Origin of the sequence: Streptomyces sp. NPDC021115 (assembly GCF_044333065.1) — a bacterium.
In the GTDB taxonomy this organism is placed as follows: Bacteria; Actinomycetota; Actinomycetes; order Streptomycetales; family Streptomycetaceae; genus Streptomyces.
On sequence record NZ_JBIRQF010000015.1, the window covers coordinates 140218 to 163186 of the forward strand.

At 71.7% G+C, this 22969-nt stretch carries 22 protein-coding genes; 13 read left to right on the forward strand and 9 right to left on the reverse strand.

Annotation, left to right across the window (positions count from 1 at the left end):
* Window positions 1-2 precede the first annotated feature (2 nt).
* From ACH4TL_RS33990 to ACH4TL_RS34035, 10 genes are all read left to right on the forward strand, one after another.
* On the forward strand, window positions 3-761 hold the full coding sequence (locus ACH4TL_RS33990) for a cupin (protein ID WP_398323812.1): 759 nt from the start codon (window positions 3-5) through the stop codon (window positions 759-761).
* 72 nt (window positions 762-833) lie between these two features.
* The gene (locus ACH4TL_RS33995; protein WP_398323810.1) at window positions 834-2123 is read left to right on the forward strand and encodes an ABC transporter substrate-binding protein; all 1290 of its coding nucleotides are present in this window, start codon (window positions 834-836) and stop codon (window positions 2121-2123) included.
* A complete protein-coding gene (locus ACH4TL_RS34000) occupies window positions 2120-3082 on the forward strand; it encodes a carbohydrate ABC transporter permease (protein WP_398323808.1) in 963 nt (320 codons plus the stop codon). The genes ACH4TL_RS33995 and ACH4TL_RS34000 overlap by 4 nt, the downstream gene beginning before the upstream one ends.
* Window positions 3079-3957 (forward strand): carbohydrate ABC transporter permease, encoded by an 879-nt coding sequence (locus tag ACH4TL_RS34005; protein ID WP_398323806.1) that lies wholly within the window; start codon window positions 3079-3081, stop codon window positions 3955-3957. Before ACH4TL_RS34000 ends, ACH4TL_RS34005 begins: the two co-directional genes overlap by 4 nt.
* Before the next feature lie 6 nt (window positions 3958-3963).
* Complete coding sequence (locus ACH4TL_RS34010) at window positions 3964-4551, forward strand: hypothetical protein (protein ID WP_398323804.1); 588 nt, start codon at window positions 3964-3966, stop codon at window positions 4549-4551.
* Window positions 4548-6347 (forward strand): hypothetical protein, encoded by a 1800-nt coding sequence (locus ACH4TL_RS34015; RefSeq protein ID WP_398323802.1) that lies wholly within the window; start codon window positions 4548-4550, stop codon window positions 6345-6347. The genes ACH4TL_RS34010 and ACH4TL_RS34015 overlap by 4 nt, the downstream gene beginning before the upstream one ends.
* A gap of 151 nt (window positions 6348-6498) precedes the next feature.
* A complete protein-coding gene (locus tag ACH4TL_RS34020) occupies window positions 6499-7659 on the forward strand; it encodes a Gfo/Idh/MocA family protein (RefSeq protein ID WP_398323801.1) in 1161 nt (386 codons plus the stop codon).
* Entirely contained in the window at window positions 7656-8813 is a 1158-nt protein-coding gene (locus tag ACH4TL_RS34025) for a dihydrodipicolinate synthase family protein (RefSeq protein WP_398323799.1), read from the forward strand. The genes ACH4TL_RS34020 and ACH4TL_RS34025 overlap by 4 nt, the downstream gene beginning before the upstream one ends.
* The gene (locus ACH4TL_RS34030; protein WP_398323797.1) at window positions 8810-9640 is read left to right on the forward strand and encodes a sugar phosphate isomerase/epimerase family protein; all 831 of its coding nucleotides are present in this window, start codon (window positions 8810-8812) and stop codon (window positions 9638-9640) included. Before ACH4TL_RS34025 ends, ACH4TL_RS34030 begins: the two co-directional genes overlap by 4 nt.
* A gap of 22 nt (window positions 9641-9662) precedes the next feature.
* Window positions 9663-10070, forward strand: a complete 408-nt coding sequence (locus ACH4TL_RS34035) for a DUF6336 family protein (RefSeq protein ID WP_398323795.1) — start codon at window positions 9663-9665, stop codon at window positions 10068-10070.
* A 20-nt stretch (window positions 10071-10090) separates the two neighbouring features.
* Here ACH4TL_RS34035 and ACH4TL_RS34040 read toward each other — a convergent pair whose 3' ends face one another.
* The gene (locus tag ACH4TL_RS34040; protein ID WP_398323793.1) at window positions 10091-10456 is read right to left on the reverse strand and encodes a signal peptidase I; all 366 of its coding nucleotides are present in this window, start codon (window positions 10454-10456) and stop codon (window positions 10091-10093) included.
* An 82-nt stretch (window positions 10457-10538) separates the two neighbouring features.
* Here ACH4TL_RS34040 and ACH4TL_RS34045 point away from each other — a divergent pair, with 82 nt between their 5' ends.
* The gene (locus ACH4TL_RS34045) at window positions 10539-11414 is read left to right on the forward strand and encodes a hypothetical protein (protein WP_398323791.1); all 876 of its coding nucleotides are present in this window, start codon (window positions 10539-10541) and stop codon (window positions 11412-11414) included.
* Between the two features lie 100 nt (window positions 11415-11514).
* Here the strand turns inward: ACH4TL_RS34045 and ACH4TL_RS34050 are convergent, their stop codons facing one another.
* From ACH4TL_RS34050 to ACH4TL_RS34060, 3 genes are all read right to left on the reverse strand, one after another.
* Window positions 11515-11850: a hypothetical protein gene (locus ACH4TL_RS34050; protein WP_398323789.1), complete on the reverse strand. Its 336-nt coding sequence runs from the start codon at window positions 11848-11850 to the stop codon at window positions 11515-11517.
* The gene (locus ACH4TL_RS34055) at window positions 11847-12461 is read right to left on the reverse strand and encodes a sigma-70 family RNA polymerase sigma factor (RefSeq protein ID WP_398323787.1); all 615 of its coding nucleotides are present in this window, start codon (window positions 12459-12461) and stop codon (window positions 11847-11849) included. The genes ACH4TL_RS34050 and ACH4TL_RS34055 overlap by 4 nt, the downstream gene beginning before the upstream one ends.
* 71 nt (window positions 12462-12532) lie before the next feature.
* Window positions 12533-12943: a hypothetical protein gene (locus ACH4TL_RS34060; protein WP_398323785.1), complete on the reverse strand. Its 411-nt coding sequence runs from the start codon at window positions 12941-12943 to the stop codon at window positions 12533-12535.
* 232 nt (window positions 12944-13175) lie between these two features.
* Here ACH4TL_RS34060 and ACH4TL_RS34065 point away from each other — a divergent pair, with 232 nt between their 5' ends.
* Window positions 13176-14342, forward strand: coding sequence for a serine hydrolase domain-containing protein (locus ACH4TL_RS34065; RefSeq protein ID WP_398323783.1), 1167 nt, complete (start codon window positions 13176-13178; stop codon window positions 14340-14342).
* Between the two features lie 172 nt (window positions 14343-14514).
* Here ACH4TL_RS34065 and rbsD read toward each other — a convergent pair whose 3' ends face one another.
* The 5 genes from rbsD to ACH4TL_RS34090 form a co-directional block, all read right to left on the reverse strand.
* On the reverse strand, window positions 14515-14913 hold the full coding sequence (gene rbsD, locus ACH4TL_RS34070) for a D-ribose pyranase (RefSeq protein ID WP_398323781.1): 399 nt from the start codon (window positions 14911-14913) through the stop codon (window positions 14515-14517).
* Window positions 14910-15836, reverse strand: a complete 927-nt coding sequence (locus ACH4TL_RS34075) for a ribokinase (RefSeq protein ID WP_398323779.1) — start codon at window positions 15834-15836, stop codon at window positions 14910-14912. The genes rbsD and ACH4TL_RS34075 overlap by 4 nt, the downstream gene beginning before the upstream one ends.
* A gap of 104 nt (window positions 15837-15940) precedes the next feature.
* Window positions 15941-17890 (reverse strand): substrate-binding domain-containing protein, encoded by a 1950-nt coding sequence (locus tag ACH4TL_RS34080; protein ID WP_398323777.1) that lies wholly within the window; start codon window positions 17888-17890, stop codon window positions 15941-15943.
* Entirely contained in the window at window positions 17880-19487 is a 1608-nt protein-coding gene (locus ACH4TL_RS34085) for a sugar ABC transporter ATP-binding protein (protein WP_398323775.1), read from the reverse strand. The genes ACH4TL_RS34080 and ACH4TL_RS34085 overlap by 11 nt, the downstream gene beginning before the upstream one ends.
* Complete coding sequence (locus tag ACH4TL_RS34090) at window positions 19484-20500, reverse strand: LacI family DNA-binding transcriptional regulator (RefSeq protein ID WP_398323772.1); 1017 nt, start codon at window positions 20498-20500, stop codon at window positions 19484-19486. Before ACH4TL_RS34090 ends, ACH4TL_RS34085 begins: the two co-directional genes overlap by 4 nt.
* 220 nt (window positions 20501-20720) lie before the next feature.
* Here ACH4TL_RS34090 and ACH4TL_RS34095 point away from each other — a divergent pair, with 220 nt between their 5' ends.
* A complete protein-coding gene (locus ACH4TL_RS34095) occupies window positions 20721-22928 on the forward strand; it encodes an ATP-dependent RecD-like DNA helicase (RefSeq protein WP_398323770.1) in 2208 nt (735 codons plus the stop codon).
* Window positions 22929-22969: the final 41 nt, after the last annotated feature.

A 22969-nucleotide genomic window follows, 5' to 3' on the forward strand; every position in this document is an offset into this window, starting at 1 on the left:
ACATGGCCGCGTCTTCCGCGATGCCCGCCCCGCTGCCCGGCGGCGTGGGGATGTCCCACATCAGCGCGTACGAGTGGGAGGCGGCCGACGGCGTGTGCGGCGGCAGCCCCCACCTCCACCTCGCCTGCACCGAGGCGTACGTGGTCACGGCCGGGCGCGGCGCCGTCCAGACCCTGACCGTGGCCGACGGCTTCACCGAGACCCCGCTGGAGCCGGGCGCGGTGGTGTGGTTCACCCCCGGCACGGTGCACCGCATGGTGCAGGGCGGCGGCCTGAAGGTGACCGTGCTGATGCAGAACAGCGGGCTGCCCGAGGCCGGGGACGCGGTGTTCACGTTCCCGCCGGAGGTGCTGGCCGACCCCGAGCGGTACGCGGCGGCCGCCGCGCTGCCCGCCAAGGAGGGCCCGGAGGCGGACGCGGCCGCCCGGCGCCGCCGGGACCTCGCGGTCGAGGGCTACCTGACCCTGCGGGCCGCCGCCGAGCAGGGCGACGACGCACCGCTGCGCGCCTTCCACGAGGCGGCGGTGCGGATCGTCGCGCCCAAGGTCAAGGACTGGGAGCCGCGCTGGCGCGACGGCGCGCTCGCCGCCGCCCGGCGCACCGGCGAGCAGCTGACCGCGCTCGCCGAGGGCGACCCGGCCCACCTCGCCGAGGCGCGGGTCACCGCGACCGGGCCCAGCCGCCGCGGCGGCTACGGCATGTGCGGGCGGCGGGACGAGTACGAACTGCCCGGCGCGACGCTCCCGTACTACGGCGAATAGGCACCGGCATCCCCCCACACCCCCACAGGAACAGGCACATCGGCACATCACAGGAGGGAGGTCGGTACGGCCATGCGCAGCAACAGGACAAGGGCGTCCTGCGCCCTGGCTCTCGTCCTCACACTCGGCGGAACCCTCACGGGCTGCGGCGGCGGTGAGGGCGGCGGCTCGGGCGGCAAGGTCACCCTGCGGTTCACCTGGTGGGGCAACCCCGACCGGGCGGCCCGTACGGACAAGGCCGTCAAGCTGTTCGAGAAGCGTCACCCCGACATCGACATCAGCACGTCGTTCGCGGGCTTCGACACGTACAAGGCGAAGCTCGCCACCCAGGCCGCGGGCGGCGACGCCCCCGATGTGATGCAGCTGGACTACCGGCAGATCAACCAGTACGCCACCTCCGGCATCCTGCTCGACCTCGGCAAGCACCGCGAGTTGCGCACCGCGGACATCGACAAGGGGCTGCTGGCCACCGGGGTCGTGGACGGCAAGCAGTACGCGCTGCCGGTCGCCCGCGGCGCCGAGACCATCGCGTACGACGCGGCGCTGTGGCGCAAGGCGGGCGTCCCCGAGCCCACCATCCACTGGACGTGGGACGACTGGACGGACGCGATGCGCAAGCTGTCGACGTCCAAGGCCACCGGCGGCCGGGTCGGCTCCACTGACCCGGGCCAGAGCGAGGACGTCTTCGAGATCTGGCTGCGCGGCCGCGGCAAGGCCCTTTACGCCGGCAACGGCAAGCTGGGCTTCACGGCCGACGATCTGACCCGCTTCTGGGAGTTCTGCACCAAGCTCCGCAAGGAGGGCGTGGTGGCCCCCGCAGAGCAGACCACCCAGATGGACGGCACGGTGGAGAACACCCCGCTCGGCCGCCTCAAGTCCGTCTCCGACTTCAACTGGGACGCGCCCTCCAGCGGTTACGACCCGATCGTCGGCAAGGGGCTGAAGCTGGCCCCGCTGCCCGCCGGGGACGACGGCAAGCCCGCCCTGTACTACAAGCCGTCGATGTTCTTCGGGGCCTCCGCCAAGACCCAGCACCCCAAGCAGGCCGCCCAGTTCATCGACTTCCTGCTCAACGACCCGGCGGCCGGGGCCATCCTCGGCGCCACCCGCGGCATCCCGGCCAACGACGCCATCCGGGACAAGGTGCTGCCCAAGCTGGAGGGCTTCGACAAGGTCGTCTCCGCGTACCAGAAGCAGTTCGAGGGCAAGCTCAGCGCTCCGCCCGCCGCGCCGCCCAAGGGCGACGCCTCGCTCCAGTCCACCTTCAGCCGCGACTACGACCAGGTGTCGTACGAGCGCATGTCGCCGCGTGAGGCGGCGGAGAACTACATCACCGAGGCGAAGGCGGAGCTGAGGCAATGACCGCGACCGCGACCCGCCCCCAGGACGCCGCGTCCCCAGCCGCGCGCGCCAAGCGGGCACCGAAGCGCGAGAGGCAGGGCGCCGCCTGGGTGTTCCTGTCGCCATGGGTGATCGGCGCGACCGTGCTGACGCTGCTGCCGATGGCCGTCTCGCTGTATCTGTCGTTCACCGACTACGACATGTTCGACGCCCCGCAGTGGGTGGGCCTCCGCAACTACACGCAGATGTTCACGGAGGACCCCCGCTACTGGCGTTCGGTCGTCACGACCCTGACGTACGTCGTGATCGCGGTGCCGTTGCAACTGGTGCTGGCCCTCGCCGTGGCGATCGCGCTGAAGTCCGTCAAGCGCGGCAAGGGCTTCTACCGCTCGGCGTTCTACGCCCCCTCGCTGCTCGGCGCGTCGATGTCCATCGCCCTCGTCTGGCGGGCGATCTTCAACGACGGCGGCACCGTCGACAACATCCTCTCCGGCGTCGGCATCGACATCGGCGGCTGGATCAACAAGCCGGGCTGGGCCATCCTGTCCGTCGCGCTGCTGACCATCTGGCAGTTCGGCGCCCCCATGGTGATCTTCCTGGCCGGGCTCCAGCAGATACCCGCCGAGCTGTACGAGGCGGCGGCGGTCGACGGGGCCACCTGGTGGCGGCAGTTCCGCTCGATCACCATCCCGATGCTCTCACCGGTGCTCTTCTTCAACCTGGTGCTCCAGATGATCCAGGCGTTCCAGGTCTTCACCCCGGCCTTCGCGGTCAGCGCGGGCAAGGGCGGACCCGCCGACTCCACCCTCGTCTACACCCTCTACCTCTACGACCGCGCCTTCACCGCGTCCCACATGGGCTACGCCTCCGCCATGGCGTGGGCGCTGCTGCTCGCCATCGGCGCCGTCACCGCGGTGCTCTTCCGGACCTCCCGGGCCTGGGTCTTCTACGCCAACGACAACAACGAGGGGGCCCGATGACCACCGCCCCGATCACCGCCACCCCGGCCGCCCCGGCGACACGGCGGCCCAAGGGCCGGATCGCGCTGCACGTCTGCCTGATCGCCGTCCTGCTGGTGATGCTGTATCCGCTGGCGTGGCTGCTGGCCACCTCGTTCAAACCGGCCGACGAGGTCATCGCGAGCCTCAAGCTGCTCCCCAGCCATCTGGAGTTCAGCAACTACACCACCGCCCTGGAGGGCGTGAACGAGGTCAGCGTCGGCCGGCTGCTGTGGAACTCGCTGCTCATCGCGTGCGGCGCCGTCCTCGGCAACGTCATCAGCTGCTCGCTCGCCGCGTACGCCTTCGCCCGGCTGCGGTTCCGGATGCGCGGGCCGCTGTTCGCGTTCATGATCGCGACGATCATGCTGCCGCACCACGCGATCCTCATCCCGCAGTACATCATCTTCAACCAGCTCGGCATGGTGAACACCTACTGGCCGATGATCCTGCCGAAGTTCCTGGCCACCGACGCCTTCTTCGTCTTCCTCATCGTCCAGTTCATGCGCTCGCTGCCGCGCGAGCTGGAGGAGGCGGCCCGGATCGACGGCTGCGGGCCGTTCCGCTCCTTCTTCAGCGTCATCCTGCCGCTGACCAGGCCCGCGTTGATCACCACCGCGATCTTCACCTTCATCTGGACCTGGAACGACTTCTTCACCCAGCTCATCTACCTCTTCGAGCCGGAGAAGTTCACCCTCACCCTGGCCCTGCGCTCCTTCGTGGACGCCTCCAGCCAGTCGGCGTTCGGCCCGATGTTCGCCATGTCGGTCTTCGCCCTGCTGCCCATCGTGCTCTTCTTCCTCGCCTTCCAGCGGTTCCTGGTCGAGGGCATGGCCAACTCCGGGCTGAAGGGATGAGCCGCCATGCCGTCCTCCGCGACCACCCGTGAGCCGGGCGAGCTGGTCGGTCCGCGCTTCGCGCTCTTCGCCGACGTGCTCGCCGTAGGGCTCGCCACCGCCGCCGCCTCGCTGCCGCTGATCACCGCTCCCGCCGCCATGTCCACCGCCTGCGCCGTCCTCGACCGGCGGGTACGGGAGGACGCCCCCGCCACCGCGGGCGGCTACCTCCGCGCCCTGCGGGCCCGGCTGCGCACCGGCGACCTGCTGGCCGGGGCCGGGATGCTGGCCGGTGGCGCGCTGCTGCTGTTCAACGCGCTCACGGCCGGGGCGGGCCTGCCCGGCGCGGTCGCCTTCCGGCCCGCCCTGCTCGTCGTGGCCGGGCTGCTCACCGTCCTGCTGCTGCGGGCCTGCGCCCGCCCCGAATCGACGACGAGCTGGCGCACCGCGCTACGCTCGGCGGCGTACGCGAGCGTGCGCACGCCCCGCGCGAGCCTCGTCCTGCTGCTGGCCGTGGCCACCGCCGCCGTCTGCGCCTGGGCCTATCCGCCCCTGCTCTTCCTCGTCCCCGGCCCCCTCGCGATCGCCGCCAGAGCCACGGAGCACCACCTATGAGCCTGCCCCGCCGTCACTTCCTCGCCGGATCGGCCGCCGCGGGCGGATTTCTCGCCGCCGCCGGTGCGCCCCAGGCCACGGCCGCCGCTCGCGGTGGCACCGACAAGCCGTTCCTGGACCTGCTCACCAAGGCCGCCGACAAGCGGGTGGCCGAGGTGGTGGACGGGATCGACGCGACCCTCGCCCAGCTGAACAACCTGGGCCAGGCCCGCCCCGCCGCCCGCAGCCTGCGCCTGCTCACCTCCGTCCACGTGTGGGCCGACGCCGAGCATCACCACGACGGGGCGCTCATCGCGCCGATGACCCGGCTCGCCGACGCGCTGGCCGCCGCCCAGTTCGACGACGGCCTCTTCGACCAGGGCGCGGTGCACTCCCCGCCGGACACCGCCTTCTCGATCGTCGACCTGGGCCTGCTGTACGGCCTGCTGGACGACGACGACCACCCGTCCACCGCGAAGATCCGCGCCACCCTGAAGAAGATCCTCCGCAAGGCCGGGGCGGGGCTTTCCACCGGCGGGCTGCACACCCCCAACCACCGCTGGAAGGTGTGCGCCGCGCTCGCCCGTATCAACTCCTTCTGGCCCGACGCCCGCTACACCCGCCGCATCGACGCCTGGCTGGCCGAGGGCATCGACCAGTACGAGGCGGGCCAGTACAGCGAGCGCAGCGCCACCTACGCGCCCATCGTCACCAACCCGGCTCTGCTGACCCTCGCCCGGCTCACCGACCGCCCGAAGCTGTACGACACCGTGCGCCGCAACCTGGAGGCCACCCTCCACCTCGTGGAGCCCAACGGCGATGTGGAGACGGTGCACTCGCGTCGCCAGGACCAGAAGACGGTCAAGCACCTGTCCGAGTACTGGCTCCAGTACCGGGCGCTGGCGCTGCGCGAGAAGGACGGGCGCTTCGCGGCCATGGCCGAGACCGTCCAGCGGCGCGGGGCGGACCAGACGTTCGACGAGACCCCGCTCGGGGACTTCCTCGCCGAGGTGCTGGACGAACCGGAGCTGGCCGCGCCGCTGCCGAAGGCCACCGCCGTGCCGTCGGAGTTCACCTGGCACGACAAGGACAGCGGGCTGGTGCGGATCGGCCGGGGCGCGACCCGTACGTCGCTGTTCGGCGGTACGGACTTCCCCGACGTCCACGCGATCTCCTCGGGCCTGTCCACCAACCCGACCTTCTTCAAGTGGCGCAAGGGCGCCGCGATCCTGGACTCGCTGCGGCTGTCCCCGCAGTTCTTCTCGCTCGGCCACTTCCGCGCCGAGGACGTCGAGCGCACGGCGGACGGCTGGCGGCTGTGGGCTGACGTACGCGCCGGGTACCACCTGCCGCTGCCACCGCAGCACCGCCGCCCCGACGGCCGCTACCCGCTGACCGACGACGGCCGCTTCTGGTCCGCGATGGACTTCCCGCACCGCCCCAAGCAGTGGCGCACGCTGCACACCGAGGTGCGGGCGGCCGAGGCGGACGGCGGCTGGAACCTGGACGTCGAGGTCGGCGAGTCCGACGTCCCGCTCGCCCTGGAGCTGTGCTTCCGCGCCGGGGGCACGCTGAGCGGCGTCGAGCCCGTGCCAGGGCAGAAGGACACGTACCAGCTGGTCAAGGGGTACGGGACGTACACATCGGGCGATGATGTGATCACCTTCGGGCCGGGCAACGGCAGCGGCCCGCGCCAGCCCGCCGTGGTGGACCCGGGGGAGCGCTACACCTGGATGGGCGGCGATCTGCCGGTGTCCGGGCTGCGGGTGCTGATCACCGGGCGTTCGCCGCTCGACTATCGCTTGACGCTGCGGTGATTCCGCGGTGATTCCGAGATGAAGCGCTGACCCGCCTCTGTGTCTCCCCTGTGCCCGCTCTGTACAGGGGGGACCGGGGCGGCTAGCGTTAGTCTTTAGAAAGCGCTTACTGCAAGCGCTTACGGTGACCCTGGTGAGGAGAAGAAGCCACGTGACACGCAAGACCGTGCGGATCGCCATGAACGGTGTGACCGGCCGGATGGGATACCGCCAGCACCTCGTCCGGTCGCTCCTCGCCATCCGCGAACAGGGCGGCATCGACCTGGGCGACGGCAGTGTGCTGTGGCCCGAACCGCTGCTCGTCGGCCGCCGCGAGCACGCCCTGAAGGCCATGGCCGAGCGCCACGGCCTCGACCCCGTCGCCGACGTCTCCACCGACCTCGACGCCGTGCTCGCCGACGGGACCGTCGACATCTACTTCGACGCGCAGGTCACCTCCGCCCGCGAGGACGCCATCAAGAAGGCCATCGCGGCGGGCAAGCACATCTACACCGAGAAGCCCACCGCCACCGGTCTCGACGGCGCCCTCGAACTGGCCCGGCTCGCCCAGGCCGCGGGAATCAAGCACGGCGTCGTCCAGGACAAGATCTTCCTGCCGGGGCTGCTGAAGCTGAAGCGGCTCATCGACGGCGGCTTCTTCGGGAAGATCCTCTCGATCCGCGGCGAGTTCGGCTACTGGGTCTTCGAGGGCGACTGGCAGAGCGCCCAGCGCCCCTCGTGGAACTACCGGGCCGAGGACGGCGGCGGCATCGTCGTCGACATGTTCCCGCACTGGGAGTACGTCCTGCACGAGCTGTTCGGCCCCGTCCGCACCGTCTCGGCCCAGGCCACCACCCACATCCCGACCCGCTGGGACGAGCAGGGCAAGCCGTACGACGCCACCGCCGACGACGCGGCCTACGGCGTCTTCCAGCTCGAAGGCGGCGCCATCGCCCAGATCAACTCCTCCTGGGCGGTCCGCGTCAACCGCGACGAACTGGTCGAGTTCCAGGTCGACGGCACCGAGGGCTCCGCCGTCGCGGGCCTGCGCAACTGCCGCGTCCAGCACCGCTCGGCCACCCCCAAGCCGGTATGGAACCCGGACCTCCCCGCCACCGAGTCCTTCCGCGACCAGTGGCAGGAGATCCCGGACAACGAGGAGTTCGACAACGGCTTCAAGACCCAGTGGGAGCTGTTCCTGCGCCACGTCGCCCTCGACGAGCCCTGGCGCTGGGACCTCCTGGCGGGCGCCCGCGGCGTCCAGCTCGCCGAGCTGGGCCTCGCCTCCTCGGCCGAGGGCCGCCGACTGGACGTACCGGAGCTGAGCCTGTGACCCTCCACCTCCCGGCGCCGGGCGGCACCACCCGCCCCTACGAGCCCCGCACCGAACCGCTGTCCCTGACCACCGGGGCCGCGCTCACCTCCCGCGTCGTGTTCTCGGCCGCCCATGTCGTCGCCGACCCGTACGCCGACGTCAGCCCCGACAGCCCCGCCGCCGTCGACTGGGACGCCACCCTCGCCTTCCGCCGCCACCTGTGGTCCCACGGGCTCGGCGTGGCCGAGGCCATGGACACCGCGCAGCGTGGCATGGGCCTCGACTGGGCGGGCGCCGCCGAGCTGATCCGCCGCTCGGCGGCCGAGGCCGGGGCGGTCGGCGGCCGCATCGCCTGCGGCGTCGGCACCGACCAGCTGGCCCCCGGCGACCGCACGGTGGCCGAGGTGCGGACCGCGTACGAGGAACAGCTCGCCGTCGTCGAGGAGTCCGGCGCCCAGGCGATCCTGATGGCCTCGCGCGCCCTGTGCGCCGCAGCCAAGGGCCCGGAGGACTACCTCGAGGTCTACGGCCATCTGCTGCGGCAGGCCACCGAACCGGTCGTCCTGCACTGGCTGGGCCCGATGTTCGACCCGGCCTTGGAGGGCTACTGGGGCAGCGCCGACCTGGACGCCGCCACCCGCACCTTCCTCGACGTGATCGCCGCCCACCCCGACAAGGTCGACGGCATCAAGGTCTCCCTGCTCGACGCCCAGCGCGAGATCGACCTGCGCCGCCGCCTCCCGGACGGCGTCCGCTGCTACACCGGCGACGACTTCAACTACCCCGAGCTGATCGCGGGCGACGACCGCGGCTTCAGCCACGCCCTGCTCGGCATCTTCGACCCGCTGGGCCCGCTCGCCGCCGAGGCCGTACGCCGCCTCGACACCGGCGATACCGCGGGCTTCCGCGCCCTGCTCGACCCCACCGTGGAACTCTCCCGCCACCTCTTCCAGACCCCGACCCGCTACTACAAGACCGGCGTCGTCTTCCTGGCCTGGCTGGCGGGCCACCAGTCGCACTTCACGATGGTGGGCGGCCTCCAGTCGGCCCGTTCCCTGCCGCACCTGGCGCGCGCGTACGAACTGGCCGACGGGCTGGGCCTGTTCCCGGACCCGGCCCTGGCCGAGTCCCGTATGAAGCACCTGCTGTCCGTCCATGGAGTCGCCCAATGAACGCCGTGCCCCGGTTGAGCCTCAACCAGGAAACGATCAAGCAGTGGTCGCTGCCGGAGCTGACGGAGGGCTGCGTCAAGGCGGGCGTCACGGGTGTGGGCCTGTGGCGCGAGCCGGTCCAGAAGTACGGCGTGGAGGCCGCAGCCCGGCTCGTCCGCGACGCGGGGCTGACCGTCACGTCGCTGTGCCGCGGCGGCTTCTTCACCGCTGAGGCCCCGGACGAGCGGGTCGCCGCCCTCGCCGACAACCGCGCCGCCATCGACGAGGCCGCCACCCTCGGCACCGACACCCTGGTTCTGGTCTCCGGCGGCCTCCCGCCCGGCAGCCGCGACCTGTTCGCCGCCCGCGAGCGCATCGCCGACGCCCTGGGCGAGCTGGGCCCGTACGCCGCCGAGCGCGGCGTACGCCTGGCCATCGAACCCCTGCACCCGATGTACGCCTCCGACCGCTGCGTGGTCTCCACCCTCGCCCAGGCCCTCGACCTGGCGGAACGCTTCCCGGCCGACCAGGTCGGCGTCGTCGTGGACACCTACCACCTGTGGTGGGACGACACCGTGGCCGCCCAGATCGCCCGCGCGGGTGCCGGGGGCCGCCTCGCCTCCTTCCAGCTCGCCGACTGGATCACCCCGCTGCCGGAGGGCGTGCTGCTGGGGCGCGGCCAACTCGGCGACGGCGCGGTCGACTTCCGCTGGTTCCGCGAGCAGGTCGACGCGACCGGCTACGACGGCCCCATCGAGGTCGAGATCTTCAACCCGGACCTCTGGGCCCGCGACGGCGCCGAGGTCCTGGCCGAGGTGGCCGACCGCTACCGGGCGCTGGTGCTGTAGCCGGGCCGGATAGGGTGCGGCCATGAACTCGGGGGAGCGCGGAATCACCCAGCCACGGCTGCGGGTGCGTGACGTCCTGCTGCGCGGGGCGCTGTACGGACTGGCGTCGATCGTCGTCCTGCTGATCGCCATGTGGCGCGTCGGCGATCACAGCGACCGGGAGGAATTCCTCGCGGGCGCCGGCAGAATCGCGCTCGCCTTGGGCGGGGCATTCGTCGTGTGCGGCGCGTTCCTCTGGGTGTGTTGCCGCGGCGACATCCGCCGATGGCGCGACTTTCGCTCACTCACCAGCGAGTACGAGGGCGCCACGATCCTGGCCCCGGCCATGAGCCGCTGGGGCGTCACGGCCCTGGTCCTGGGGCTCGCCGCGTTCGGGCTGTACGGCGTGGTCGACCAGGCGGCGTACGGGAGCTGGCTCTACGGCCGCTGACGCGCGCCGTCCCCGTGTACTCAGGGGCTCACCGCGTATCCGGGCACCGACGGCCACCGCACCGTCAACACCACCGACTCCTCCTCCGCGACCCACGAGTGGTCGACTCCGCGCCCCCACACGACGTAGTCACCCTGCTGCTCCAGGAGGACGCTGCGGCCGGGCAGCTCCACGCGGAAGCGGCCGCTGATGAGCACCAGCAGCGCCGTCCGCGCCTCGCCCCGCACCCATTCCGCCCGCTCGTCCCCGGGCGGGTGGACACCCCACTTGATCTCGACGTCCGCACTGTGGCGGGGGTCGTCGGCATCCTTGAAGTGACCGAGGATCCATCCCCGGTCCAGTGCCGCGTCCTTGCCCGCGTTGCCTACGTACACGCTTTCGTTCACGCCTCCGGAAGCTAGCATCCGGCCGCGCAACCTTCCCCCTGCCACATCGGTCAAACGAGCGTCGGCGAGCCGCGGAGGCGTCATGGACAGGCGGAGAGCGGGTGGGGCGGGCGCGGTGGTCCTCGCCACCGCGTTATCGGTGGCGGGCTGCGGGGGAGAGGCCGGCGGCAAGCTCGTGATCGAGGGCACGCCGCCGGCCACCCCGTACAGCGGCCCGCTGAGAGTCCCGTTCAAGGACGCCGATGCCGACGACAACGAGAGCCCGAAGGCCCTGCTGGCCGAGTCGGGCGCCGCCGGGAGGGCCCTGGAGTGCGACGGGGACATCTACTCCGGCGGCGGCGGCGACCGATGGAGCCGGGGCGACGGCGGATCGACCCCGGAGGGCGGCCTCAAGGCGTACTTCGACATCGAGCAGCCCGATGTCCCGCAGGAGGGCTACCGCGTCGAGCGCGAGGCAAGGGACCGGGTGCTCTACTCGCTCGATGTGCGCGGCAGGACCAAGGTCGCCGTGATCGTCGCCAAGGACCAGCCGCACCGCCCAGGCTGGGGTCCGGAGGCCAGTGCCTCCTGCGACCCGGCGGAGCTGCCGCGGAGCTTCACCGACCGGCAGTCCTACGAGATCTGGACGGAAGAGGACGGCGACCGCGTACCCGTCTCCCTCCTCAGCAGCTCCGAGGGCTCGGCCCACTGCGACTGGCAGAGTGCGCACTTCCTCGGCATGGGCCGGGGCTCGTCCTCCAGGTTGTACGCACGCGACCCCGGCGGCGTCCTGCCGCCCAGCATGCTCACCTCCCGCTACGACGGGGACGCGCCCCTGCCGCCCGACGCGAAGGACACCGGCTACCGCCTGAACGACTGGCGGCTGTGGCTGGCGGCCGACCGGTCGAAGGCGTACGTCCGTACCCCACGGGGCGTCGAGGCGTGGCCGACTGTCAGGCGGGGCATGGGCTGCGAGTGACCCCGCGGCTCAACTCCGTCGCGCGGACAGGCGGAGCGCCGCTCTCGTCCTGCGGTCTCCGGGCACGGCGAGCCCGATGGCGAACTGCGCGTCCAGGCGGTCAGCGGGGTGGTCGGGGATCCGGCTCCGAGGGGGACGGTCGGGGAGGCGTGCTGTCGCCCCGGGTGGGGGTGGGGGTGTCCGTGACGCGGGGGGTGTGCGCCGGTGGCGCCGGACGGCTTCGCTCCTGGGAGCCGGGGAGCAGCAGGAGGCAGAGGACCACGGTGGCGGCCGCGGCCGCGACGACGATGGACGTCGTCCGCCAGATCCGGCGGGTGCCCCAGGTCCGGCCCGTGGGAGGCCGTGCCGGTGACAGGTCGTGGGCGGTGATCAGCCGCGCGCGGGCGTCGAGGGCGCTGCGCAGCCGCCCTTCGACGGCGGGGTGCCTCGTCGTCATCGGTCCACCTCCAGCAGTCTTTCGAGGGCATCCAGCGCGCGGCTCGCGGTGGACTTCACCGTGCCACGGGACACGCCCAGGGTCTCGGCTATCTGTGCCTCGGTCAGGTCGGACCAGTAGCGCAGCACCAGTACCTCATGCTGACGCCGGGTGAGTCGCGCCATCGCGTCCAGAACCTGGCGGTGCTCCTCGGCGAGCAGCAGCCGCTCGTCGACCGGTGCGTCCTGTCCCTGGTGGGGCGGGGTGTACGCGCGTGCCGTGCGGCGTCTGCGCAGTACGGAGCGGGCGGCGTTGACGACCGCGGTGTGCAGATAGGCGTGCGCGTCCTCGAGGCTGTCCAACTCGGAACCGTGTCTTCGGCACACGGCGGCGAAGGCGTCCTGGACCACGTCTTCGGCGGTGTGCTGGTCGTCCACCAGGAACACCGCCAGCCGGACCATGTCGAGCCGCCGGGATCGGTACAGGTCGGCCAGGGTGGGGGGCGTCTCCCGGCCGCTGTCCTGGCCGTTCACCGCCCTCAGCGGCCTCAGCGGCCGGAACCGTGCCGAGGCGGTCGGCCGGGTGCGGCGGAGCAGCCGTACCCACCACGGCAGGACATGAGTGAGCTGCATCGTCCTCGTTCACCTCGTCGGTGGGTAAGGGACGGCTCCGGAACCGTCCCTGCCCCATCCGTGACTGACGGCTAGCGGTCGGCCGGAACGGACGGCACCGGCTTGGGCCCGGCGGGGTCCGGGGCGGAGGGCACCGGCTTGGGCTGGGTCTCCTCCGGGGCGGACGGTACGGGCTTGGGCTGGGTGGACTCGGCCGGAGCGGACGGCACCGGCTTGGGCTCGGCGGGGTCCGGGGCGGAGGGCACCGGCTTGGGCTGGGTCTCCTCCGGGGCGGACGGTACGGGCTTGGGCGTGGCCGATTCGGGCGTGGACGGCACCGGTACCGGGGTGGACGTGCCCGATGTGGTGGCCGGTCGCGAGTGGTCGGCGGTGGCTGCCTGGGCGGCCATGCCGCCGCCCACGATGAGGGCGATACCGGCGGCGGACCCCAGAACCCAGGTGCGCGCGGGGCGGTTCGGCTTCTTTGCGCGGATGTGCCGCATAGGGAACGACTCCAGGAGGTCGAGGGAGCACTGATGGATCAGGCGGAGCCGAGGGCCGGAAGACCCGTCCCGGAAACCCGCCTTCAAACCACCAGACGTGCGGCCCCACCCGAGGTTGTCGCGCCACCCGGAAATTCTCCGGAGACCACCCGATCAACCCCGGGGGCGTGGGCCGCGTCACTTGTCACCGCGGGGGTCACTCCGGCCCCGCGGTGACAGGGGAGGTCTGCGGATGAGACAGCGAGCGGTACGCACCGGCTTATGCGCCCTGGTGGCGAGCCTGGCCGTGGGCGCGACGACCCTCACGCCCGCGCACGCCGCCACGGCGGAGGGGCATGAGGCGACGCGGGAGGCGCTGCGGGAGTGGGTGGCGGAGGGCGGGATGCCCGGGGTGGCGGCCATGGTGCGGGAGGGCGGGGAGACCTGGTTCGGGTCGGCCGGGTACGCGGACACCGACACCGGCCGCAAACGGTCTCCCGATGATCACTTCCGGGCGGCGAGCATCACCAAGATGTTCATCGCGACCGTCCTGCTCCAACTGGAGGCGGAGGGACGGCTCAGCCTGGACGACTCGGTCGAGACATGGCTGCCCGGGGTGGTGCGGGGCAACGGCAACGACGGCAACGCCGTCACCCTGAGGAGCCTGCTCAACCACACCAGCGGGCTCTACAACTACAGCGACGACCCGGACTTCGGGGTCAACACCTCCGGCAGCGGCTTCCCCGAGCACCGCTACGACACCTACGCGCCCGAGGACCTGGTGGCGGTCGCGATGAAGCACCCGCCGCACGCGGCGCCGGGCGGGGAGCCGTGGTACGCGAACACCAACTACGTCCTCGCCGGAATGGTCATCGAGAAGGCGACCGGACGCTCCTACGCCCAGGAGGCGAAGCGGCGGATCATCGAGCCGCTGAGGCTGCGCGAGACGTCGTTCCCCGGCACCGGGCCGAAGATGCCGAGACCGCACCCCGTCGCGTACTCATGGCTCCACGACGACTCGCCCGACGCCACGGTCCACGACGCCACAGAGCAGAACATGAGCTGGCTGGGCGCGGCGGGCGAGCTGATCTCCACCGCCGGTGACCTCAACCGCTTCGACCGGGCCCTGATGCGCGGCCGGTTGCTGCCCCGGGCCCAGCTGCGCGAGATGCTGAACGCGGTGCCCTCGGAGGGCGGGATCGGATACGGGCTCGGGGTCGAATCGTCCACGCTGACCTGCGGGGTGACCGTGGTGGGCAAGAGCGGCCGTACCAATGGCTCACTGTCGGCGGTGGTGGGCACGGAGGACGGTTCGCACCAGCTGGTGTTCAACGCCAACGGCGACCGGCTCCCGGACTCGGCCCGCTACTTCAACGTGATCGAGGCGGAGTTCTGCGGCCCTGACGTCACAGATCGATAACTTCAGAAAATCGTGCAACCCTTCCGCGCCCTGGCCGGTCGTACCTGGCATCGGGCTTCCTGGGAGGGGATCTGGGGGGATTTCAGAGGAAGCCCTGGGGAGGGGAAAACGAGGGGCCCGGTCGACGGACCGGGCCCCTCGAAACGCGTCGGGGCACGCAGGCGGAGCGCCGTCAGAACGGCACGCCGCACCGCAGCAGCACGTTCGCGTACGGCCGTGCCTCGCCGGTCCGTACGACCAGCTTCGCCGTGGCGGTACGGGACTTCAGCTCCTCGTGCGACACGAGGTCCAGCGAGGGGTACGGGAAGTAGGCGTCGAGCAGGGCCATCGCCGCCGGGTTGTGCTCGCTCACCTCCTGCGCCGCTACGGCCCCCTCGGTCACCAGCTCGTCCAGCAGCCCGGTCAGCACCTGCTCGAAGGACGGCACGCCCGCCCTGAAGGCGAGGTCGACGACGAGGGGACCGGAGGACGGTATCGGCAGGCCCGCGTCGCACACCATCACCGTGTCGGTGTGGCCCAGCAGCGCGATGCCCGCGCTGAGATGGCGGTTGAGGATCCCCGCACGCTTCACAGCGCGGCCACCTCGTCGGCGGCCGGGAACGACACCTGCGCCCCGGCCCGCGTCACCGCGGCCGCGCCGACGCGCACGGCGTACCGGACCGCGGTCTCCAGATCGTCGCCGACGCCCAGGCGCCAGCCGAGCGCCCCGGTGAACGCGTCACCGGCCCCCGTGGTGTCGACGGCCTCGACCGGCAGGCTGGGGACCCGGACCGTACGGTCGCCGTCGGCGACGAGTGCGCCCGCGCCGCCCAGGGTGACCACCACCGAGCGCGGGCCGCGCTCCAGCAGCGCCGACGCCCACGCCTCGGGGTCCGAGGCCGCCCCGGCCGGATGGCCGCTCAGCAGATACCGCGCCTCGTGCTCGTTGACGACGAGGGGATCGCACGCGGCGAGCACATCGGCGGGCAGGGGTGCGGGCGGTGAGGGGTTGAGCACCACGCGCGGCCCGGGCCGGTCGCCGAAGCCCGCGTCCGCGGTGCGCACCACCTCGGCGACCGTCTCCAGCGGGATCTCCAGCTGGAGCGAGACGACGCGGGCGGCCGCCAGCAGGCTCCCGGCGCCGCGTACGTCCCCGGGGGTGAGCCGGGAGTTGGCGCCGGGGGAGACCACGATGCTGTTGTCACCCGAGGGGTCCACGGTGATGAGCGCGACCCCGGTGGGCGCGCCGCCGACCAGGACGCCGACGGTGTCGACCCCGGCGGCCCGCTGCGAGTCCAGCAGGAGCCTGCCGTAGTCGTCGTCGCCGACCCGGGCCAGCAGGGCGGTGCGGGCCCCCAACCGGCCCGCCGCGACGGCCTGGTTGGCGCCCTTGCCGCCGGGGTGGACGGCCAGGTCGGAGCCGAGGACGGTCTCCCCGGCCCCGGGGCGGCGGTCGACGCCGACCACCAGGTCGGCGTTGGCCGACCCCACGACCAGCAGGTCGTAGTCGTGCATGCGATATGTCCTTTCAGACGGGCGATTTTGTCAGCCGTTATGTGTCAGCCGATACCTGTCAGTCGTCACCCGGTAGGTGTCAGCCGTTGTCCGTCAGCTGGTGGTCACTTCGCCGCGACGACCTTCACCGGCACCTTGACCGCTCCGGCGATCTTCTGACCCTTCGCCGCCTTGATCGCGTTCCGTACGACCAGCCGCCCCAGCTCCTCCGGCTGCTGGGCGACGGTCGCGGTGAGCGTGCCGTTCCGTACCGCCTTGAGGCCGTCCGGTTCGCCGTCGAAGCCGACGACCTTGACGGACTTGCCCGCTTTGGAGCCCAGCGCCTTGATCGCGCCGAGCGCCATCTCGTCGTTCTCGGCGAAGACGCCGTCGACGCCGGAGTGGGCCTGGAGCAGGTTGGTGGTCACGTCCAGGGCCTTGGTGCGGTCGAAGTCCGCGGGCTGCTTGCCGACGACCTTGATGCCCGGGTATGCCTTCAGCCCCTCCGCGAAGCCCTGGCCGCGCTCGCGCGAGGCCGACGTACCGGCGACGCCCTGGAGGACCAGGATCTTGCCCTTGCCGCCCAGCCGCTCGGCGAGGGTCTTCGCGGCGAGCTTGCCGCCCGCGATGTTGTCGGAGGCCACCAGGGACTCGATGTCCGCCTTGTTGACCGTGCGGTCGGCGGCGAGGACCGGGATGCCCGCCTTGTTGGCCGTCTTGACGGACGGGCCCGCCGCGTCGGAGTCGACCGGGTTGATGATGATCGACTTCATGTTCTGGCTGGTGAAGTTCTGTATCTGATTGGCCTGCTGGGAGGCGTCGTTCTGGGCGTCGGTGACGGTGAGGCTGATCCCGGCGCGCTTGGCCTCGGCCTGGGCGCCCGCCTTGAGCTGGACGAAGAAGGGGTTGTTGAGGGTCGAGACCGACAGCCCCACCTTGGGCTTCGTGCCGCCGTCCGAACCGGAGTGCCACAGGGACGAGCCGAAGGCGAACGCGGCGACGACCACGGCGGCCACCGCGAACTTCCCGGTGTTCATGGCCGCCTTGCGGCCGCCGCCGGACGGCCCGCCCGCCGACGCGCCCGGCGCCGCGGGCCGTGCCCTGGCGCGCCGTCGCACCGTGTCCAGCAGCACCGCGAGCGCGATGACGACACCGATGACGACCTGCTGCCAGAAGGCGGAGACCTCCAGCAGGTTGAGCCCGTTGCGCAGCACGGCCAGGATCAGCGCGCCGATGAGCGTGCCGGACGCCTTGCCGACGCCGCCGGACAGGCTCGCGCCGCCGATGACGACCGCGGCGATCGCGTCCAGTTCGTAGCCGACCGCCGCCTGCGGCTGCGCGGAGGAGAGCCGGGAGGCGAGCACGATGCCCGCGATCGCGGCGAAGCCGCCGGACAGGGCGTAGATGACGAGCTTCTGACGGCTAACCCGGATGCCGGAGAGCCGGGCGGCCTCCTCATTGCCGCCGATCGCGTACATCGCGCGGCCCGCGTACGTCCGGCCCAGCACCGCGGAGGTGATCAGGCCCATCGCGACCATGACGAGCACCGGGACCGGCAGCCAGCCGCCGAGCGTGTCGCCGAGACCGGACACCGAGTCGGGGACGGTGATGGGGCTGCCCTGGGAGATGACCAGGGCGAGGCCACGGCCGACCGACAGCATCGCGAGCGTGGCGATGAACGGCGGCAGCTTGCCGAAGGACACCAGCGCCCCGCTGACCAGCCCGCACGCCACGCCGGTGGCGACGGCGAGCAGGGCCGCGAGCCACACCGGCAGCCCCTGCGAACTCGCCGACCAGGCGAGCACGGTGGCGGACAGCGCGGCCACCGAGCCGACCGACAGGTCGATGCCCGCGGAGACGATGACGAAGGTGACGCCGAACGCGAGGATCGCGGTGACCGCCGCCTGCACGCCGACGTTGAGGAGATTGTCGGTGGTGAGGAAGTCGCCGGACAGCAGCGACATCGCCGCCACCAGCAGCACCAGGGCGCTCAGCGCGCCGTTGTCGAGCAGCACACGGCGCAGCACGGCCGGGCCCCCGGGGTCCTTCGTGGACGCGAGCGTGTCAGTGGCCACGGGAGCCCTCCTTTTCGTCGGCGCCGACTCCTTCGACGGCGCCGTCTCTGCTTGCTTCGACGCCCTTGACGTCCTTCACTGCCAGGGCCATGACGGCGTCCTGGGTCGCTTCCCGCGCGGTCAGCTCTCCGGCGATCCGGCCCTGGGCCATGACCAGGACGCGGTCGCTCATGCCCAGCACCTCGGGGAGGTCACTGGAGATCATCAGAACGGCGTGGCCGGACGCGGTGAGTTCGTTGATCAGCTGATAGATCTCGACCTTGGCGCCCACGTCGATGCCGCGGGTGGGCTCGTCGAGGATGAGCACCTTGGAGTCGGCGAGCAGCCACTTGCCGATGACGACCTTCTGCTGGTTGCCGCCGGAGAGGGTGCGCACCCGCTGGTCGAGCCCCGCCATCCGGACCGCCAGCTGTTCGGCGATGCGCTCCGCCGCGCGGCGCTGCCCGGCCCGGTCGACGAACCCGGCGCGGGTGGCGCCGCGCAGCGTGACCAGGCCCAGGTTCTCCTGTACGGAGGCGTCCAGGACGAGCCCCTGGCCCTTGCGGTCCTCGGGGACGAGGCCGATCCCGGCGTCCATCGCGGCGACCACGTCATGGCGGGGCAGCGGTACACCCGCGACCTCGACGGCACCGGTGTCGTACGGATCGGCGCCGAAGAGGGCCCGTACAACCTCCGTGCGGCCCGCGCCGACGAGCCCGGCGAGGCCGACGACCTCTCCGGCACGCACGTCGAAGTCGATGCCGTGGAAGCTGCCGTCCCGGGTGAGCCCCCGGACCTTCAGCAGCGGCTCGCCGCCGTCACCGGCGCCGGGACGCTCCCTCGGGTACTGCTGCTCGATGGACCGCCCGACCATCAGCCGCACCAGCTCGTCCTGGTCGGTGGCGGCCGGGACCTGGGTGACGCTGCGGCCGTCGCGCAGGACGGTCACGCGGTCGCCCAGGGCGGCGATCTCCTCCAGGTGGTGGGTGATGAAGACGACGCCCACCCCGTCCGCGCGCAGCGTGCGGACGATCCGGAAGAGCTTGTCGACCTCCTCCGTGGTGAGCACGGCGGTCGGCTCGTCCATGATGAGGACGCGGGCGTTCAAACTGAGCGCCTTGGCGATCTCGACCATCTGGAGCCGGGCGATGCCCAGGTCGCGGACGCGGGTCCGGGGGGAGACGTCCACGCCGACGCGGGCGAGGAGTTCGGCGGCCCGCTCGTCCATCTTCGTGCGGTCGATCAGCCCGAAGCGGCGCGGCTGGCGGCCCAGGAAGATGTTCTCGGCGACGCTGAGGTCGGGGACGAGGTTGAACTCCTGGTAGATGGTGGCGATGCCCAGCCGCTCGGCGTCCTGCGCCCCGTGGATACGGGCCGGGGCGCCGTCGACCAGGATGCGGCCGCCGTCGGGGCGGTGCGCCCCGGACAGCATCTTGATCAGCGTGCTCTTGCCCGCGCCGTTCTCGCCGAGGAGGACGTGCACCTCGCCGCGGCGGAGGTCGAAGTCGACACCGTCCAGCGCGACCACGCCGGGAAACGTCTTCCGGACCCCCTCCATCCGCAGGATCTCCGCCCCCTGGTCCGCCGGTTCCGGCTCGGGGCTGGGCGTGGTGGTCATGGCGTGCTCCCTTCGGGCTCGCCGCAGGAGCGGCGGGGGACCAGGCGGGCGGACAGGGTCACCGATGCGGCCGTCCGTCCCTCGATGCGGTCGATCAGCGCGCGGACGGCGGCGTGGCCGAGGTCCCCGGTGGGCTGGGCGACGGCGGTGATCGGCGGATCGGTGTGGACGAACCACGGGATGTCGTCGAACGCGGCGAGCGCCACGTCGTCGGGCACCCGCAGCCCGCGGGAGCGGATCTCGTCCATCGCGCCGAGCGCCATCAGATTGTCGGCGGCGAAGATCGCTTCCGGGGGGTGGGGCAGATCGAGGAAGCGGGCGGTGGCACGCCGCCCGCTGTCGGCCTGGAAGTCGCCCTGGCCGATGTGGTCGGCCGGCAGGGCGAGGCCGAACTCGCGCAGGGCGGAGCGGAAGGCGTCGACCCGTTCGCGCCCGGTGGTGGTGGCGGCCGGGCCCGCGATGATGGCGAGCCGCCGGTGGCCGAGGGCGTGCAGATGGGCCACCAGATCGCGGACCGCGGCCCCGCCGTCGGTGCGTACGACGGGCACCTCGTCCAGGCCCTCGCCCTCGATCCAGCGGTCGACGAAGACCATGGGCGTACCCGTACGGGCGGCGTCCAGCATCAGCGGGGAGCCGCCGTCGGTGGGGCTGACCAGCAGTCCGTCGATGCGGCGGTCCACCAGGGTGCGGACGTGGTGGTCCTGGAGTTCGGGCCGCTCGTCGGCGTTGCCGATGACCACGCTGTAGCCGCGGTCCCGGGCGGCGTCCTCCACGGAGCGGGCCAGTTCGGTGAAGAAGGGGTTCAGCACGTCGCTGATGACCAGCCCGAGGGCGCGGGTCTGGTGGGTGCGCAGCGAGCGGGCGACGGCGTTGGGCCGGTAGCCGAGGTCGGCGACGGCGGCGAGCACCTTGTCCCGGGTGTCCGTGCGGACGGCCGGGTGGTCGTTGAGCACCCGGGAGACCGTCGCGACGGAGACCCCGGCACGCTGCGCCACGTCCTTGATGGCCGGCATCCCCACCTCCTTGTGGAATTCCTCGTGGAATCGATTACATCGATGACGCCGAGGGAGATTGGAATCGATTACACGAGGGCGGGGCAAGATGCCGGAGCGGGCCGCAATCGGATCGTGATGTTCCGTTCCGCCCGGTGCGGGGTCCCCGGACCCCTCCGGGTTATCCACAGGCGCGTCTGCGCGCTGACCGGGTGTCCGCCCCCGGCGGTACGGTCGGTGCATGCTCAAACTCGCGGTGGTCGAAGGGGTTCTGGAGCGGATCACCTACGCCAATGAGGAGAACGGGTACACGGTCGCCCGGGTCGACACCGGCCGTGGCTCGGGCGATCTGCTGACCGTCGTCGGCTCGCTGCTGGGCGCGCAGCCGGGGGAGTCGCTGCGAATGGAGGGCCGCTGGGGTTCCCACCCGCAATACGGCAAACAGTTCACCGTCGAGAACTACCAGACCGTCCTCCCCGCCACCGTGCAGGGCATCCGGCGCTATCTCGGCTCGGGCCTCATCAAGGGCATCGGCCCGCGGATCGCCGACCGGATCACCGAGCACTTCGGCATCGACACCCTCGATGTCATCGAAGAGCAGCCCAAACGGCTGATCGAGGTCCCGGGGCTCGGCCCCAAGCGGACCAAGATGATCGCCGCGGCCTGGGAGGAACAGAAGGCCATCAAGGAGGTGATGGTCTTCCTCCAGGGCGTCGGCGTCTCCACCTCCATCGCGGTGCGGATCTACAAGAAGTACGGCGACGCATCGATCGCGATAGTGAAGAACGAGCCGTATCGGCTGGCTGCCGACGTCTGGGGCATCGGCTTCCTCACCGCCGACAAGATCGCCCAGTCGGTCGGCATCCCGCACGACAGCCCCGACCGGGTCAAGGCCGGTCTCCAGTACGCGCTGTCCCAGTCCGCCGACCAGGGCCACTGCTATCTCCCCGAGGAGCAACTGATCGGGGACGCGGTGAAGTTGCTCCAGGTCGACACCGGCCTGGTCATCGACTGCCTCGGCGAGCTGGCGACCGAGGACGAGGGCGTGGTGCGCGAGCCGGTGCCGGGCCCGGCGGACGGCGAGCCGGTCTCGGCGGTCTATCTGGTGCCCTTCCACCGCGCCGAGATCTCCCTGGCCGGCCAGGTGCGGCGGCTGCTGCGCACCGAGGAGGACCGGCTGCCCGCCTTCCAGGGCGTCGACTGGGACGCGGCGCTGGGCTGGCTCGCGAAGCGCACCGGCGCCGATCTGGCGCCCGAGCAGAGCCAGGCGGTGCGGCTCGCGCTCACCGAGAAGGTCGCGGTGCTCACCGGCGGCCCCGGCTGCGGCAAGTCGTTCACCGTGCGGTCCGTGGTGGAGCTGGCCCGCGCCAAGAAGGCCAAGGTGGTGCTCGCGGCCCCCACCGGCCGGGCCGCCAAGCGGCTCGCCGAGCTGACCGGGGCCGATGCGTCCACGGTGCACCGGCTGCTGGAGCTGAAGCCCGGCGGGGACGCGGCGTATGACAAGGACCGCCCGCTGGACGCCGACCTGGTGGTCGTCGACGAGGCGTCGATGCTCGATCTGCTGCTGGCCAACAAGCTGGTCAAGGCGGTCCCGCCCGGTGCCCATCTGCTGTTCGTGGGGGATGTGGACCAGCTGCCGAGCGTCGGCGCCGGGGAGGTGCTGCGCGATCTGCTGGCCGACGGCAGCCCGGTGCCGGCCGTCCGGCTGACCCGGATCTTCCGCCAGGCGCAGCAGTCAGGGGTGGTCACCAACGCCCACCGGATCAATTCCGGGGCCCCGCCGATCACCCAGGGCCTGTCGGACTTCTTTCTCTTCGTGGAGGACGACACGGAGGAGGCCGGGCGGCTCACGGTGGATGTCGCGGCCCGCCGCGTGCCCGCGAAGTTCGGCCTCGACCCCCGCCGTGACGTGCAGGTTCTCGCCCCGATGCACCGCGGTCCCGCAGGCGCGGGCACGCTCAACGGACTGTTGCAGCAGGCCATCACCCCGGCCCGGCCGGACATTCCGGAGCGGCGTTTCGGCGGCCGGGTCTTCCGTGTCGGCGACAAGGTGACGCAGATCCGCAACAATTATGAGAAAGGGGCCAATGGGGTCTTCAACGGCACGGTTGGAGTCGTCACCTCCCTCGACACCGACGAGCAGCGGCTGACCGTGCTGACGGACGAGGACGAGGAGGTGCCGTACGACTTCGACGAGCTGGATGAATTGACTCACGCCTATGCGGTGACCATTCACCGCTCCCAGGGCAGTGAGTACCCGGCCGTCGTGATCCCGGTGACCACCGGGGCCTGGATGATGTTGCAGCGGAACCTGCTGTACACGGCCGTGACCCGGGCCAAGCGCCTTGTGGTGCTGGTCGGCTCACGCCGCGCGCTCGGGCAGGCGGTGCGTACCGTCTCGGCGGGCAGACGCTGTACGGCGCTGGATCACCGGCTCGGCGGGACATAGGAGTCGAGCGTGTCAAGAGGGTTTCCGAACGGTGACGAACG

Coding starts and splice junctions, on each gene's coding strand:
- ACH4TL_RS33990 (WP_398323812.1), top strand. CDS start 3: ATGGCCGCGTCTTCCGCGATGCCCGCCCCGCTGCCCGGCGGCGTGGGG.
- ACH4TL_RS33995 (WP_398323810.1), top strand. CDS start 834: ATGCGCAGCAACAGGACAAGGGCGTCCTGCGCCCTGGCTCTCGTCCTC.
- ACH4TL_RS34000 (WP_398323808.1), top strand. CDS start 2,120: ATGACCGCGACCGCGACCCGCCCCCAGGACGCCGCGTCCCCAGCCGCG.
- ACH4TL_RS34005 (WP_398323806.1), top strand. CDS start 3,079: ATGACCACCGCCCCGATCACCGCCACCCCGGCCGCCCCGGCGACACGG.
- ACH4TL_RS34010 (WP_398323804.1), top strand. CDS start 3,964: ATGCCGTCCTCCGCGACCACCCGTGAGCCGGGCGAGCTGGTCGGTCCG.
- ACH4TL_RS34015 (WP_398323802.1), top strand. CDS start 4,548: ATGAGCCTGCCCCGCCGTCACTTCCTCGCCGGATCGGCCGCCGCGGGC.
- ACH4TL_RS34030 (WP_398323797.1), top strand. CDS start 8,810: ATGAACGCCGTGCCCCGGTTGAGCCTCAACCAGGAAACGATCAAGCAG.
- ACH4TL_RS34035 (WP_398323795.1), top strand. CDS start 9,663: ATGAACTCGGGGGAGCGCGGAATCACCCAGCCACGGCTGCGGGTGCGT.
- ACH4TL_RS34045 (WP_398323791.1), top strand. CDS start 10,539: ATGGACAGGCGGAGAGCGGGTGGGGCGGGCGCGGTGGTCCTCGCCACC.
- ACH4TL_RS34050 (WP_398323789.1), bottom strand. CDS start 11,850: ATGACGACGAGGCACCCCGCCGTCGAAGGGCGGCTGCGCAGCGCCCTC.
- ACH4TL_RS34055 (WP_398323787.1), bottom strand. CDS start 12,461: ATGCAGCTCACTCATGTCCTGCCGTGGTGGGTACGGCTGCTCCGCCGC.
- ACH4TL_RS34060 (WP_398323785.1), bottom strand. CDS start 12,943: ATGCGGCACATCCGCGCAAAGAAGCCGAACCGCCCCGCGCGCACCTGG.
- ACH4TL_RS34065 (WP_398323783.1), top strand. CDS start 13,176: ATGAGACAGCGAGCGGTACGCACCGGCTTATGCGCCCTGGTGGCGAGC.
- ACH4TL_RS34075 (WP_398323779.1), bottom strand. CDS start 15,836: ATGCACGACTACGACCTGCTGGTCGTGGGGTCGGCCAACGCCGACCTG.
- ACH4TL_RS34085 (WP_398323775.1), bottom strand. CDS start 19,487: ATGACCACCACGCCCAGCCCCGAGCCGGAACCGGCGGACCAGGGGGCG.
- ACH4TL_RS34090 (WP_398323772.1), bottom strand. CDS start 20,500: ATGCCGGCCATCAAGGACGTGGCGCAGCGTGCCGGGGTCTCCGTCGCG.
- ACH4TL_RS34095 (WP_398323770.1), top strand. CDS start 20,721: ATGCTCAAACTCGCGGTGGTCGAAGGGGTTCTGGAGCGGATCACCTAC.